Origin of the sequence: Streptomyces lunalinharesii, assembly GCF_039532155.1 — a bacterium.
GTDB classification, from domain to species: Bacteria; Actinomycetota; Actinomycetes; order Streptomycetales; family Streptomycetaceae; genus Streptomyces; species Streptomyces lunalinharesii.
Genome location: NZ_BAAARK010000044.1, coordinates 17,837 through 34,163 on the forward strand (window position 1 = coordinate 17,837; position 16,327 = coordinate 34,163).

Genomic DNA, 16,327 nt, shown 5'->3' on the forward strand with positions numbered 1-16,327 from the left:
GTGCGCGCGAGCGGCGGGGGTCGAGCGGGTCAGGAGTCCGCCTGCCGGCCGAGTTCGTGGTCGATGAAGGCGAGGACCTCGTCGGCGCTCGCCGCTTCGAGGCGGGCGTCGACGGTCGGCCCGTCGTCGTCCCGCCGGCTGCCGTCCCATTGGGCCAGCAGGTGCCGTAGCCGTCCGACGACGCCTTGGCGGGTGGTGTCGTCCACGGCGTCCGGCGTCGACTCGGCCGTGATGCGGTCGAGTTCGGCCAGCGGGGACCGCTGGGGGCCGGTGGTGGCGGTCGGGGCGCCGGGCAGCGTCGAGTTCAGGTGCCGGGCGAGGGCGACCGGCGTCGGGTGGTCGAAGACGAGCGCGGCCGGCAGTCGGGTCCCGGTGGCCGCGGCCAGCCGGGTCCGCAGTTCGACCGCCATCAGCGAATCGAAGCCCAACCGGTTGAAGTCCCGTTCGGCCGGTACGGCGTCCGGCCCGGTGTGGCCGAGGACCGCGGCCGTCTCGGTGCGGACCAGGTCGAGCAGTGCCTGGTTGCGCTGGTCGGGGTCCAGGGCGGCCAGGCGTCGGGCCAGTCCCCCGCCGTTTCCGGCCGCGGCGGCCGTGCGGCGCCGGCCGCGCACCAGGGCCCGCAGCAGCGCGGGGACCTGGCCGTCGCCCGGTGCGGCGGGGCCCTGGGCGAGGCGTGCCGCCACGGTGAGCGCCGCGCTCCGGGCGCCGGCGGCGTCGAAGAGGGCGAGGCCCTGGGCGGGGGTGAGCGGCGGCATGCCGGAGCGCTCCAGGCGGGCCAGGTCGGCGGCGCCGAGGGTGCTGGTCATGCCGGCGTCCGGCCCCCACGGCCCCCACGCCAGCGAGAGGCCGGGCAGGCCCCGCGCTGCGCGGTGGGCGGCGAGCGCGTCGAGGAAGGCGTTGGCGGCGGCGTAGTTGCCCTGGCCGGGGCCGCCGGTGACGCCCGCGACCGAGGAGTACAGGACGAAGCCGGCCAGGTCGAGGTCGCGGGTCGCCTGGTGCAGGTGCCAGGCGGCGTCGGCCTTGGCGCGCAGCACGCCGTCCATCCGCTGGGGCGTCAGCGCGGCCACGGTGGCGTCGTCCAGCACACCGGCGGTGTGCACGACGGCGGTCAGCGGGTGCTCCGGCGGCAGCTGGGCGAGGAGCGCGTCCAGCGCGGTGCGGTCGGCGACGTCGCAGGCGGCGACGGTGACTTCGGCACCGAGTCCGGCCAGTTCGTCGCGCAGCGCGGTCGCTCCGGGCGCGTCCGGGCCGCGGCGGCCGGCGAGCAGCAGGTGCTTGACGCCGTGTCCGGTGACCAGGTGGCGGGCCAGGACGCCGGCCAGTCCGCCGGTGCCGCCGGTGAGCAGGACGGTGCCGTCCCGGTCCCAGGCCCGCACCGGGTGCGGGGCGGTGGCGTCCGGCCCGTCGACGGCGCGGACCAGTCGGGCGACACTCAGCGCACCGCCGCGCACCGCGGCCTGTGTCTCGCCCGCGTCGAGGAGGGCCGCCAGGGCGCCCGGTGCGGCGGCGCGGACGGCGCCCGCGGGGTCGGCGGGGTCGAGGTCGAGGAGGAGGAAACCGCCCGGGTGTTCGGACTGGGCCGAGCGGACCAGGCCCCAGACCGGGGCCACCGCCAGGTCGGCCACCTCCTCCGCGCCGGCTGCCACGGCGCCGCGGGTGACGACGACCAGGCGGGCGTCCGCGGTGCGGGCGTCGGCGGTCCAGCGTTGCAGAAGTTCCAGCACCGCCGTGGTGGTGGCGCGCATCGCGGCGGGCAGGTCGCCGTCCGCGGTCGGCGCGCCGAGCACCGGCACGAGGACGAGCGGGGGCAGTGGTGCAGCGCCGTCCAGCAGCGCGGCCAGTGACGAGAAGCGCTCGGACCCGTCGCCGGCTGCCCACAACTCCCCTACTGCATCGGTGAATTGGTCGCCGAGTACGGCGTGCCGGAGGGGGGCGCCGCCGGTGTGCGCGGCCTGCGGGGCGGGCACCCAGTCCAGGTCGAGCAGGGTCGCGCCGTCGTCGGCCGTCCCCGCCCCCGACCGGTCGGCGGGGGGCGTACCCAGGGTGAGCCCGGTGACGGAGACGACCGGAGCGCCCTGCGGGTCGGTGGCTTCCAGGGCCCAGGCGTCCGCGCCGTCCGGGGTGAGGCGGACCCGCAGGGCGGTGGCGGACGCGGCGTGCAGGGCGAGGCCCCGCCAGCCGAGGGCGTCCAGGGTCCGGTCGCCGCCCAGCAGGCCGCCGGCGCGGACCGCGGTGTCCAGGAGCGCCGGGTGCAGTGCGAACGCCCGCTCCGCCGGGCCGGGTTCGGGCAGTTCGATCTCGGCGCAGAGTGCGTCGCCCCACTGCCAGGCAGCCGCGATCGCGGCCGGGCCGGTGGCGGTGGGCGGGGCGTCGAGCGGCACGGCGCGCTCCGGCGGCCAGACGGGGTCCGGCGTCGGGGGCTGCGGGGTGTCGTGGGTGAGGACCGCGGTGGCGTGCAGCGTCCAGGGGCCGTCGGGGGCGTCGTCGGGTCGGGCGTGCACGGACAGCGCGCGCCGGCCGGTGACGTCGGGGGCGGCCACCCGGACCTGGAGGCGCTGGGCCCCGGCGCCGGTGAGGACGAGCGGTGCGGCGACGGTCAGTTCCGCCACCGTCGGGCAGTCGGCCTGGTCGCCGGCGCGGACGGCGAGTTCAGCGAGGACCGCGGCCGGCAGGACGGTGCGGCCGTCCTCCTCGTAGGCCGCGAGCCACGGTTGGGCGGCGGTCGACAGGCGGCCGGTGAGCAGGATCTCCGCGGATCCGGCGACCGTGGTCGCGGCCCCGAGCAGCGGGTGCCGGCCGGCTTCGAGGCCGAGCCCGCCGGCGTCGCCGGGCGCCTGGGCGGCGAGCGAGGGCCAGTACCGCTCGCGTTGGAAGGCGTAGGTGGGCAGGGCGGTGCGCCGCCCGCCGGTACCGGTCAGGACCGCGGTCCAGTCGACGTCCACGCCGGCGACGTGGAGTCGGGCGGCGGCGGTGAGGACGGTGTGCTCCTCGGGGCGGCCCTTGCGCAGGGCGGGCACCACGTCGACGTCCGGGTCGGACAGGCAGGCCGCGGCCAGGGCGGACAGTACGCCGTCCGGGCCGATCTCCAGGAACGCGGTGGCGCCGTGCCCGGCCAGGGTCCGGACGCCGTCGGCGAACCGCACGGTCGCCCGGACGTGCCGCACCCAGTAGTCGGCCGCGCACAGCTCCTCCGCCGCGGCCACCTCGCCCGTCACGTTGGACACCACGGGGATGCGCGGCGGGTGGTACTCCAGGCTCTCGGCGACGGCCCGGAAGTCGTCCAGCATCGGGTCCATCAGCGGCGAGTGGAAGGCGTGACTGACCGTCAGTCGACGGGTCCGCCGGCCTCGTTCCACCAACTGCTCCACGACCTGCCCCACGGGCGCCTCCGCACCGGAGACCACCACCGACACCGGCCCGTTGACCGCGGCGATCGCGGTCCCCTCGACGAGCAGCGGCGCCACCTCCGCCTCGGCCGCCTCCACCGCGACCATCACCCCGCCCGCCGGCAAGGCGTCCATCAGCCGGGCCCGCGCCACCACCAGGCGGCACGCGTCCACCAACGAGAACACCCCGGCCACGTGGGCCGCCGCGATCTCGCCGATCGAATGCCCGGCCACGTACTCCGGCCGGACCCCCCACGAGGACACCAACCGGAACAGCGCCACCTCCACCGCGAACAACGCCGGCTGAGTGCAGCGCGTCCGGTCCAACAGCTGCGTCGCCTCGCCCCACATCACCTCCCGCAGGGACGCCCGCTCGCCGTCGGCGGCGCCCAGCTCCGCGTCCAGCAGGGCCACGACCTCGTCGAAGGCCGCCGCGAACACCGGGAAGGTGGCGTGCAGTTCCCGCCCCATCCCCGGCCGCTGAGCGCCCTGCCCCGAGAAGAGGAAGGCGGTGCTGCGTTCCCGGGCCTCGGCGCGGGCGACCTCGGCGAAGCCGTCGGGCCCGGCCAGCAGGACCGCCCGGTGCTCGAAGGTGGCGCGGCCGGTGACGAGCGAGTGGGCGACGTCGGCGGGCGGCAGGCCCGGGCGCTCGGCGGCGAACGCCCGCAGCCGTGCGAGCTGCGCGTCGAGCGCGGTCGCCGAGCGGGCCGAGACGACCCACGGGAGGACGGCGGGCGTCCGGGTGGGGTGGTCGGCGGGGGCCGCGGGGGCGGGTTCGGCCGGCGGCTGTTCCAGGATGACGTGGGCGTTGGTGCCGCTGATGCCGAACGAGGAGACCCCGGCCCGGCGCACCCGCTCGCCCTCGGGCCAGGCGACGGGCTCGGTGAGCAGCCGCACCGCGCCCGCCGACCAGTCGACCCGGGTCGAGGGCTCGGTGACGTGCAGGGTGCGTGGCAGCGTGCCGTGTCGGAGGGCCAGCACCATCTTCATCAGGCCGGCGGCGCCGGCGGCGGCCTGGGTGTGGCCGAGGTTGGACTTCACCGAGCCGAGGAACAGTGGGCGGTCGTGGTCGCGGTCCTGGCCGTAGGTGGCCAGGAGTGCCTGGGCCTCGATCGGGTCGCCGAGGGTGGTCCCGGTGCCGTGCGCCTCGACGGCGTCCACGTCGGACGGGGACAGGCCGGCGCCGGCCAGTGCCTGGCGGATGACCCGTTGCTGGGACGGACCGTTGGGCGCCGTCAGACCGTTCGACGCACCGTCCTGGTTGACCGCCGAGCCGCGCACCACCGCCAGGATCTCGTGACCGTTGCGGAGCGCGTCCGAGCGGCGTTCGACGACGAGGACGCCCACGCCCTCGGACCAGCCGGTGCCGTCGGCCGTGTCGGCGAACGCCTTGCAGTGGCCGTCGGGTGCCAGACCGCCCTGGCGGGTGAAGCCGGCGAAGCCGGTGGCGGTCGTCATGACGGTGACGCCGCCGGCCAGGGCCATGGTGCACTCGCCGGCGTGCAGTGCCTGGACGGCCCAGTGCAGGGCGACGAGCGACGAGGAACAGGCGGTGTCGACGGTGACCGCGGGGCCCTCGAAGCCGAAGGCGTAGGCGAGCCGGCCGGACAGGACGCTGGCCGCCAGTCCGGTCCCGGCGTGCCCCTCGACGTCCTCCTGGGCGCGCAGCACGAGGCCGGCGTAGTCCTGGCCGTTGGTGCCGACGAAGACGCCGGTGCGGGTGCCGCGCAGTCGGGCCGGGTCGGTACCGGTGCGTTCGACGGCCTCCCAGGCGGTTTCCAACAGGAGCCGCTGTTGGGGGTCCATCGCGAGGGCTTCGCGCGGGGAGATGTCGAAGAAGCCGGCGTCGAAGTCCGCGGCGTCGTGGAGGAATCCGCCCACCCGGGTGGCGCTGTGGCCGTGGCCGTCGCCGGCGAGCACGTCGAGGTCCCAGCCGCGGTCGGTGGGGAACGCGTCGATGCCGTCGCGGCCCTCGATGAGCAGCTGCCAGAGGTCCTCGGGCGAGGTGACGCCGCCGGGGAAGCGGCACGCCATGCCGACGACGACGATCGGGTCGTCGTGCGGCGCGGTGGCCGGGGCCGGCGGTGTCGCGGCGGCCGCTTCGGGCCGGGCGCCGGTGAGTTCGGCCAGGAGGTGGTCGGTGAGCGCCCGCGGTGTGGGGTGGTCGAAGACGAGGCTGGGCGGGAGGGCCAGACCGGTGGTCGCCGCCAGGGTGCTGCTCAGCTCCACCGCGGTCAGCGAGTCGAAGCCGAGGTCGCGGAAGGGCTTGTCGGCCCGGATGGCGTCGGCGCCGGTGTGGCCGAGGACCGCGGCGGCCGTGCTGCGGACGACGCGCAGGAGGGCGGCCGGGCGGTCGGCGGCGGCCGTGCCGGCCAGTTGGTCGCGCAGGTCGGCCGCGGCACCGGTGTGTCGGCGGTGCGCCTCCTGGACGGCGCGGGCCGCGGTGCGGGCTGCCGGCAGCCGGCTCAGGAGCGGGCTGGGGCGCCGGGCCAGCAGCGATTCCCACAGGCGGGGTTGGTCCAGGTCGGCGAGGACGAGGGTGGGCTGCGGTTCGGTCACCGCACGGGCCAGGGCCGGGACGGCGACGTCCGGGTCGAGCAGGCCGACCGGGTCGGCGCCGGGGCGGGTGTGCCGGGCGGCCATGCCGTCGCCGGCCCAGGCGCCCCAGGCGAGCGAGGTGGCGGGCCGGCCCTGGGCGCGGCGGCGTTCGGCGAGTGCGTCGAGGACCGCGTTGGCGGCGGCGTAGCTGGCCTGGCCGGGGTTGCCGACCGTACCGGCGACGGACGAGAACAGGGCGAAGACCGCCAGGTCGGTGTCCCGGGTCAGCTCGTCGAGGAGGACGGCGGAGGCGACCTTGGCGCGGAAGACGGGGGCGAAGCGGTCCGGGGTGAGGCCGGTCAGCACGCCGTCGTCGAGGACGCCGGCGGCGTGCACCACGGCGGTCAGCGGGCAGTCCTGCGGGATGTCCGCGAGGACCCGGGTCAGTTGTTGCCGGTCGGCGGCGTCGCAGGCCACGAGGGTGACGCGGGCGCCGAGGGCGGTGAGTTCGGCGGTCAGCTCGGCGGCGCCGGGTGCGTCGGGGCCTCGGCGGCCGAGCAGCAGCAGGTGGTCGGCGCCGCGGGCGGCGAGCCAGCGGGCCACGTGCCGGCCGAGCGCCCCGGTGCCGCCGGTGATCAGGACGGTGCCGGTCGGCTGCCAGGCGGCGTCGGGCGCGCCCTCGGGGGCGGGCGCCGGGGTGAGGCGACGGCCGTGGGCGCCGGTGGCGCGCAGCGCGATCTGGTCCTCGTCGCCTGCGCCGGCCAAGGCGGCGGGCAGGCGCCGTGCGGTGCGCTCGTCGAGTTCCGCGGGCAGGTCGATCAACCCGCCCCAGTGGTCCGGGAGTTCGAGGGCGGCGACCCGGCCCAGGCCCCAGACGGCGGCCTGGGCGGGGACGGTCGGCAGGTCGGCCGGGAGCACCGCGACGGCACCGCGGGTGACGACCCACAGCGGGGCCGGGCAGTCGGTGTCGGCGACGGCCTGCACCAGTGCGGCGGTGGCGGTCGTGCCGGCCGGCAACGCGTCGTCGCCGGCCGTCTCGTCGAGCGCGAGGAGCGAGACCACCGCGGTCGGGGCGGCGTCCTGCGCCGCCGCGGTGAGGAGGGCGCCGAGCCCGGCCCGGTCGGTGCCGTCGGTCGGCACGTCCACCCGGTGGGTGTCCGGGCCGAGGGCGGCGACGACCGCGGTGCTCCACGGGTCGTCGGCCAGGGCCGCGGGCACCAGCACCAGGGTGCCGCCGGGGTGCCGCGGGCCGTTGAGGGCCAGCGGCTCCCAACCGGCGCGGTATCGCAGGGCGTTGGCGGCAGCGTCGGCGCGGTGCCGGGTGCGCCAGGCGGACAGTGCGGGCAGGACGGTGCGGAGCTGCTCGTCGTCGACGGCCAGGCGGGCGGCCAGCTCGGACACGTCCGCGCGTTCCACCGCGGCCCAGAACCGCGTGTCGGCGGCGTCCGCGGTGCCGGGCTCGGCGGCCAGCTCCGGCCAGAACCGCTCGCGCTGGAACGGGTAGGTCGGCAGGTCGGTGGGGTGCGCCCCGGTGCCGGCCAGCGCGGCGCTCCAGTCGACGTCGACGCCGGCCACGTGCAGCCGGGCGAGGCCGGCGAGCAGGGCGGTCGGCTCGTCCCGGCCCTTGCGCAGGACGGGTACCACCACGGCGTCCCCGTCCGGCAACGCAGCCGCGGTCAGTGCGGACAGCACCCCGTCCGGGCCGACCTCCAAGAACGCCGTGACACCCCGTTCGGCGAGGGTCCGCACGCCGTCGTGGAACCGGACGCCGGCCCGCACGTGCCGCACCCAGTACTCGGCCTGCGACAACTCGCCCGGCGCGGCCACCGCACCGGTCACGTTGGACACCACGGGAATCCGCGGCTCCGCGAAGTCGAGGCCCGCCACCGCGGACCGGAAGGCGTCCAGCATCGGATCCATCAACGGCGAGTGGAACGCGTGGCTGACCGGCAGGCGGCGGGCCCGATGGCCACGCTCCACCAGCCGATCGACCACTCCCGCGACAGTCGCCTGGGCGCCGGAAACCACCACCGACGCCGGCCCGTTGACCGCGGCGATCGCCACGCCGTCCACCAGCAACGGCACCACGTCCGGCTCGGCGGCGTCCACCGCCACCATCACCCCGCCCGCCGGCAACGCGGCCATCAGTCGGGCCCGCGCCACCACCAGCCGACAGGCATCCGCCAACGACAGCACGCCGGCCACCTGCGCGGCGGCGACCTCGCCCACCGAATGGCCCGCCACGTACTCCGGCCGGATCCCCCACGACGACACCAACCCGAAGAGCGCCACCTCCACCGCGAACAACGCCGGCTGGGTGAAGAGCGTCCGGTCCAAGGCCCCGTCGTCATCGCCCCACATCACCGCGCGCAGGGACCCGTCGGCGCCCGGCCCCGCGGCCAGCTCCGCGTCCAGCAACGCGACGACCTCGTCGAACGCCGACGCGAACGCCGGGAACGCGGCGTGCAGTTCCCGTCCCATGCCGAGCCGCTGGGCCCCCTGGCCCGAGAACAGGAACGCGGTGCGGTGCGGGGTCGCGGTGCCCCGGGCGACCTCGGTCAGGTCGGCGCCGTCGGTCGTCGGTGCGGCGCCGGGGGCGAGCAGGACGGCGCGGTGTTCGAAGCGGGTGCGGCCGGTGGCCAGGGCGTGCGCGACGTCCAGGGGCGGGAGGGTGGTGGCGGCCGTGCGCAGCCGGTCCACCTGCGCTTCGAGGGCGGCGGGGGTCCGCGCGGAGACGGGCCAGGCCACCACGGCCGGTGCCGAGCGCTCCGCCGGGGCGGGCTCGGCCGGTGGCTGTTCCAGGACGACGTGGGCGTTGGTGCCGCTGATGCCGAACGAGGAGACCCCGGCCCGGCGGGGCCGGTCGGTCTGCGGCCACGGGGTCGCTTCGGTGAGCAGCCGCACCGTGCCGTCCGACCAGTCCACGTGCGAGGACGGTGCGGTGACGTGCAGGGTCTGCGGCAGCGTGCCGTGCCGCATGGCCATGACCATCTTGACCAGGCCGGCCGCGCCGGCGGCGGACTGGGTGTGGCCGATGTTGGACTTCACCGACCCCAGCAGCAGCGGCAGTTCGGGGTCGCGGTCGGTGCCGTAGGTGGCGATCAGTGCCTGGGCCTCGATGGGGTCGCCGAGCGGGGTGCCGGTGCCGTGCGCCTCGACGGCGTCCACGTCGGTCGGGGACAGGCCGGCGTTGGCGAGTGCCTGGCGGATGACCCGCTGTTGGGCCGGGCCGTTGGGCGCGGTCAGGCCGTTGGAGGCGCCGTCCTGGTTGACGGCGGAACCGCGGACCACGGCGAGGACGCGGTGGCCGGCGCGCCGGGCGTCGGAGAGGCGTTCCAGGACGAGTACCGCGGCGCCTTCGGACCAGCCGGTGCCGTCGGCGGAGTCGGAGAACGCCTTGCAGCGGCCGTCCTGGGCGAGGCCGCCCATCCGGGAGAAGCCGGTGAAGTTGGCGGCCGTGGTCATGACGGTGACGCCGCCGGCCAGGGCCATGGTGCACTCGCCGGCGCGCAGTGCCTGGGCGGCCAGGTGCAGGGAGACCAGGGAGGAGGAGCAGGCGGTGTCCACGGAGAGGGCCGGGCCCTCCAGGCCGAGGGCGTAGGCGAGGCGGCCGGAGACGACGCTGACGGCGAGGCCGGTGGTGGCGTGGCCGGCGATGTCGTCGCGGGAGCGCATGACCAGGCCGGCGTAGTCCTGGCCGCTGACGCCCATGAAGACGCCGGTGTGGCTGCCGCGCAGGGTCTGCGGGTCGATGCCGGCGCGTTCGGCGGCCTCCCAGGCGACCTCCAGGAGGATGCGCTGTTGCGGGTCCATGGCGAGGGCCTCGCGCGGCGAGATGCCGAAGAACGCGGCGTCGAAGTCGGCGACGTCGCGGAGGAAGCCGCCCCGGCCGGCCAGCGCGCCCGCGGCCTGGCCGAGCGGCGGGTGGCGGTCCCACTCGCGGTCGGCGGGGAAGCCGGTGATCGCGTCGGTGCCGGCGGCCACCAGGTCCCACAGGTCTTCCGGCGAGCCGACGCCGCCGGGGAAGCGGCAGCTCATGCCGACGATGACGATCGGGTCGCGGTCGCTCGCGTCGGCCGGTGCGGTGGCGGTGACGGGCACCGGGGCGTCCGCGCCGAGGAGGGCCTCGTGGAGGTGGTCGACGAGCCGTTCGGGGGTCGGGTAGTCGAAGATCAGCGTGGCCGGCAGGGTGAGGCCGGTGGCCTTGCCGAGGCGGTTGCGCAGTTCGATGGCGGTCAGCGAGTCGAAGCCGAGCTGCCGGAACTCCCGGCGGGCGTCGACCGCTTCGGCGGAGCCGTGGCCGAGGACGGTGGCGGCTTCGGCGCGCACCAGGTCCACGAGGAACGGGCGGCGGGCGTCCTCCCCGAGGGTGGCCAGGCGTTCGGCCAGGCCGGCGCGGAGCACGCCGGCGGAGCCGGCCCGGGCGCGGCGGCCGCCGGTACGGACCAGGCCGCGCAGCACCGCGGGGACGGCGGCTCCGGCGGGCGGTGTGCCGCCGGTCGGGCCGAGGGGGACGATCAGCGGTGCGTCGGCGGCGGTGGCGGCGTCGTACAGGGCGAGGCCGCGGGCCGCGGAGAGCAGCGGCTGGCCGCCGGCGTCGCTGACCCGGTGCAGGTCCTGGTCGCCGAGTCGGCCGGTCATGCCGGCGCCCTGCTCCCAGGCGCCCCAGGCGAGCGAGGTGGCGGGCAGGCCGCGTGCGTGGCGGTGGGCGGCGAGCGCGTCGAGGTAGGCGTTGCCGGCGGCGTAGTTGGCCTGGCCCGGGCCGCCGAAGACGCCGGCGGTGGAGGAGTACAGCACGAACGCGGTCAGGTCGTGCTCGCGGGTGAGGTCGTGCAGGTGCCAGGCGGCGTCGACCTTGGGCCGCAGGACGGAGCTGAGGCGGTCGGGCGTGAGGGAGGTCAGGATGCCGTCGTCGAGGACGCCGGCGGTGTGCACGACGGCGGTCAGCGGGTGCGCGTCGGGGACGGTGGCCAGCAGCGCGGCGAGGGCGGGGCGGTCGGCGACGTCGCAGGCGGCGACGGTGACGTCGGCGCCGAGCGCGGTGAGTTCGGCGTGGAGTGCGGTGGCGCCGGGCGCGTCGGGTCCGCGGCGGCCGGCGAGCAGCAGGTGGCGGGCGCCGTGCTCGGTGACCAGGTGGCGGGCGAGCAGGCCGGCCAGGCCGCCGGTGCCGCCGGTGATCAGGACGGTGCCGTCGGGGTCGGGCGGGCGGGGCACGGTGAGCACGAGCTTGCCGACGTGCTGGGCCAGGCTCATGTGGCGGAACGCCTCGCCGGCGCGACGCACGTCCCAACTGCGCACCGGCAGCGGGGTGAGGGCGCGGCACTCGAAGAGGTCGACGAGGTCGCGCAGCATCTCCTGGATGCGGGCGGGGTCGACCGTGCCGACGTCGAAGGACTGGTAGGAGAGGCCGTCCGGGAGGGTGTCGGCTTCGCGGATGTCGGTCTTGCCCATCTCCAGGAAGCGGCCGCCGGGACCGAGCAGCCCCATCGAGGCGTCGACGAACTCGCCCGACAGCGCGTTCAGCACGAGGTCGAGGCCGCCGTCCCCGGCGGTCCGGGCGAAGGTGGTCGCGAAGTCCAGGGTCCGGGACGAGGCGAGGTGGTCCTCGGCCACGCCGAGTTCCCGCAACACCCCCCACTTGCCTTCGCTCGCCGTCGCGAACACCTCGGCACCGAAATGACGGGCGATCTGGATCGCCGCCATGCCCACACCACCGGCACCGGCATGCACCAGCACCTTCTCCCCCGCCCGCAACCCGCCCAACTCCACCAGCGCGTGATAGGCCGTCAGGAACACCAGCGGCACGGAGGCAGCGGTCTCCCAGGACCAGCCGTCGGGAACGGGGGTGAGCAGGCGTGCGTCGGTGATGCCGAGCGGCCCGAAGCCGCCGAAGAGCATGCCCATGACGCGGTCGCCTGGGGCGAGGCCGGTGACGTCCGGCCCGACCTCGACGACCACACCGGCCGCCTCCGACCCGAACAGCCCCGCATCACCGGGGTACATGCCGAGCGCGTTGAGCACGTCCCGGAAGTTCAGGCCGGCCGCGCGGACGCCGACGCGCACCTCATGGCCGGTGAGGGGGCGCCGGGCCTCGGGGTGGGGTTGCAGCGCCAGGCCGTCGAGGCTGCCCTTGGCGCGGCTGCCCAGGCGCCACGGCGTGCCGGCCGGCGGGACGAGGCCGCGGCCCGACTCCAGGCGGGCCAGCCGGCCGACGCGGACCGTGCCGGCGCGGACCACGGCCTGGGGTTCGTCGGTGTCGAAGAGGGCCGGCAGGAGCGGGAGCCGGGCGGCGGACTCCGGGGCGTCGTCGAGGTCGACGAGCAGCAGCCGGCCGGGATGCTCGGACTGGGCTGCGCGCACCAGGCCCCAGAGCGGGGCGGCGGCCAGGTCGTCCGGGCCGCTCTCGCCGTCCGCAACGGCGCCGCGGGTGACGAGCAGCAGCCGGGACCCGGCGAACCGGTCCTCGGCGAGCCATTCCTGGAGCAGGGCCAGGACCGTGCGGGCCAGGTCGTGGGCGGCTCCCGGTCCGCGGTCGGTGGCGCCGCGCAGCGCCACCGCGACGACGTCGGGCACCGGCCGGTCGTCGGCGGCGGTGAGCGCGGTGAGGGTGGTGACCGGCGCGCGGAGGTCCGCGACGGTGTCGGGGCCGGCGGCGGTGAGGGCCGCGGTCAGGCCGAGCGGGTCGGCGCCGAGGACGGCCCAGGTGGCGGGGGTGGCGGGGGCGTGGACGGTGCGGGGCGTCCAGTCCATGCGGAAGAGGGAGTTGACGTCGGACCGGTCCTCGGTGCCGGCGTCGGGGCCGGCGGCGCGCAGCGTGAGGGATTCGACGGAGATGACCGGGCGGCCCTGCGGGTCGACGGCGGTGATCTCCACGGCGTCGGTGCCGCAGGCGGTGATCCGCACGCGCAGGGCGCTCGCGCCGGAGGCGTGCAGGCAGGCGCCGTTCCAGGCGAATGGCAGCAGGCTGCGGTCGTCGCCGTCGGCGGAGGCGAAGAGGGTGCCGTGCAGGACGGCGTCGAAGAGGGCCGGGTGCAGGCCGAACGCGTCGGCGTCGGTGACGCCGTCCGGCAGTGCCACCTCGGCGTAGATGTCGGTGTCCCGGCGCCACACGGCGCGCAGGCCGCGGAAGACGGGGCCGTAGGCGAGTCCGTTGGCGCGGTAGCGGTCGTAGAGGCCGTCGAGGTCGAGGGCCTGCGCGTCGCGGGGCGGCCAGATGGTGGTGTCGAAGGGCAGGACGTGGGCGCCCTCGGCGATCCGGCCGGTGGCGTGCTGGGTCCAGGCGGCGTCCGGGTCGTCCCCGGGCCGGGTGAAGAACCGCAGGTCGCGGCTGCCGTCGTCCGGGTCGGCGGTGCCCACCGCGATCTGCATCTGGACGGAGCCGGTGGCGGGCAGGACCAGCGGGGCGGCGAGCATGAGTTCCTCGACGCGGTCGCAACCGACCTGGTCGGCGGCACGGACGGCCAGTTCGAGGAAGCCGGTGCCGGGGAAGAGGACCATGCCGCCGACGGCGTGGTCGGCGAGCCAGGGGTGGGTGGCGAGTGACAGGGTGCCGGTCAGCAGGAGTTCGTCGGAGCCGGCGACGGACATGGCGGCGCCGAGCAGCGGGTGGTCGGCGGCGGTCAGTCCGAGGCCGGTGGCGTCGGCCGGCCGGTAGGTGGTCTTGGGCCAGTAGCGCTCGTACTGGAAGGCGTAGGTGGGCAGGTCGGTGCGGCGGGCGCCGGTGCCGGCGTAGAACGCCGTCCAGTCGACCGGTGCGCCGGCGGTGTGGAGCCGGGCCAGCGCGGTGACCGCGGACCGCTCCTCGTCGCGGTCCTTGCGCAGCAGGGGCACGGTGACGGCGTTGGGGGCGGACTGTTGGGCGAGTGCGGCGAGCGTGCCGTCCGGGCCGAGTTCGAGGAGGAGGCCGACGCCGGCGGCGGTGAGGGCGCGGACGCCGTCGGCGAACCGGACGGGCTCGCGGACGTGCCGGACCCAGTAGTCGGCGGTTTCGAGCTGGCCAGCGGCGGCGAGCGTGCCGGTGAGGTGGGAGACCACCGGGATCTGCGGCTCGTGGTAGGTCAGGCCCTCGGCGACGGTGCGGAACGCGGCCAGCATCGGGTCCATCAGCGGCGAGTGGAAGGCGTGGCTGACGCGGAGCCGGGTGGTGCGGCGGCCCGATTCGGCCAGGCGGGCGGCGACGGCGAGGGTGGCGGCCTCGTCGCCGGAGACCACCAGCGCGGTCGGGCCGTTGACCGTGGCGATCGCGACGCCGTCGGTGAGCAGCGGCGTCACCTCGTCCTCGGTGGCCTCGACGGCGATCATCGCGCCGCCGCGGGGCAGCGCCTGCATGAGGCCGGCGCGGGCGGCCACCAGGGTGCAGGCGTCGGCCAGGGAGAGCACCCCGGCGACGTGTGCGGCGGCGATCTCGCCGATGGAGTGGCCGGCGACGAAGTCCGGGGTGAGGCCCCAGGATTCGAGCAGGCGGTACAGCGCGACCTCGACGGCGAACAGCGCCGGCTGGGCGAAGCCGGTCTCGTTCAGGGCGGCGTCGTCGGTGCTCCAGATGACCGTGCGCAGGTCGCCGCCCAGTTCGGCGTCGAGGAGGTCCACGGTGGCGTCGAGGGCCTGCGCGAACACCGGGAAGCGTGCGGACAACTCGCGCCCCATGCCCGGGCGTTGGGATCCCTGGCCGGAGAAGAGGAAGGCCCGGCGGGTGCGTCCGGCGACGTGTCCCTCGTGACTGTCGGCGGCCGTGTCGTGCGCCAGCCAGGCGGTGAGGGCGGCGCGGCCGGCCGCGCCGTCCGGGCCGGTGACGACGGCGAGCCGGTGCTCCAGGGCGGCGCGGGTGGTGGCGAGGGAGAAGGCGGTGTCCAGCGCGCTGGGCGCGCGGTCGGCGTCGAGGTGGTCGAGGAGGGCGGCGGCCTGGTCGCGCAGGGCGGGCCCGGTGCGGGCGGAGAGCAGCCACGGCAGGGCCCGCGCGGTGCGGGCGGGGGCGTCGGGGGCGGCCGGGGCATCGGCGTCGGGGGCCTGTTCGAGGACGACGTGGGCGTTGGTGCCGCTGACGCCGAAGGAGGAGACGCCGGTGCGGCGGGGGCGGCCGGTGGTGGGCCAGGGGCGGGCGTCGGTGAGGAGTTCGACGTTGCCGGCGGTCCAGTCGACGTGCGTGGAGGGCCGGTCGACGTGCAGGGTCTCCGGGAGGACCCCGTGCCGCATCGCCATGATCATTTTGATCACGCCGGCGACGCCGGACGCGGCCTGGGTGTGGCCCAGGTTCGACTTGATCGAGCCGAGCAGCAGGGGGTGCGTGCGGTCCTGGCCGTAGGTGGCCAGGATGCTCTGCGCCTCGATGGGGTCGCCGAGCGGGGTGCCGGTGCCGTGCGCCTCGACGGCGTCCACGTCGGACGGGGCCAGGCCGGCGTTGCCGAGCGCCTGGCGGATAACCCGTTGCTGCGAGGGGCCGTTGGGCGCGGTGAAGCCGTTGGAGGCGCCGTCCTGGTTGACGGCGGAGCCGCGGACGACGGCGAGCACCGGGTGGCCGTTGCGCTGCGCGTCGGAGAGCCGTTCCAGCAGCAGCACGCCGGCGCCCTCGGACCAGCCGGTGCCGTCGGCGGCGTCGGCGAACGCCTTGCAGCGGCCGTCCCTGGCCAGTCCGCCCTGGCGGCTGAACTCGACGAGCGAGCCCGGGGTGGCCATCACGTTGACGCCACCGGCCAGGGCCATGGTGCACTCGCCGCCGCGCAGCGCCTGCACGGCGAGGTGCAGCGCGACCAGCGACGAGGAGCAGGCGGTGTCGACGGTCAGCGCGGGGCCTTCGAGACCGAGGGTGTAGGAGAGGCGTCCGGAGGCGGCACTGGCGGCGATGCCGGTGCCGACGTCGCCGGTGGCGTCGTCCAGGGAGCGGACGAGCAGGTAGGCGTAGTCCTGCCCGTTGGTGCCGATGAACGCGCCGGTGCGGGTGGCGCGCAGGGTGGTGGCGTCGAGGCCGGCCCGCTCGACGGCTTCCCAGGCGGTGGTCAGCAGCAGCCGCTGCTGGGGGTCCATGGTGACCGCTTCGCGCGGGGAGATCCCGAAGAACCCGGGATCGAAGTCGGCGACGCAGTCCAGGAACCCGCCGCGCTGACTGACCTCGGTGTCGCGGGCGTCGGTGCTGCTGTTGCGCAGGGCCGCCAGGTCCCAGCCGCGGTCCTCGGGGAAGCCGGAGATCACGTCGGTGCCGGCGGCGACCGTCTCCCAGAGCGCTTCGGGGGAGTTGACGGCGCCGGGGAAGCGGCAGGCCATGCCGATCACGGCGATCGGTTCCTTGGCCGCCGCGACCAGCATCCGGTTCTGCCGCCGGAGCCGGTCGGTCTCCTTGACCGCGGCGCGCAGGGCGGTGACTACGTTGTTGTCTGGGGTGTCGGGCGCGTTCATCGTCTGCTCCACCA

1 protein-coding gene is annotated in these 16,327 nt (G+C 76.6%); it reads right to left on the reverse strand.

Annotated elements, in window-relative coordinates; all coding sequences use genetic code 11:
* Positions 1–29: 29 nt before the first annotated feature.
* On the reverse strand, positions 30–16,325 hold the full coding sequence (locus tag ABD385_RS35820; protein WP_425585555.1) for a type I polyketide synthase: 16,296 nt from the start codon (positions 16,323–16,325) through the stop codon (positions 30–32).
* Positions 16,326–16,327: the final 2 nt, after the last annotated feature.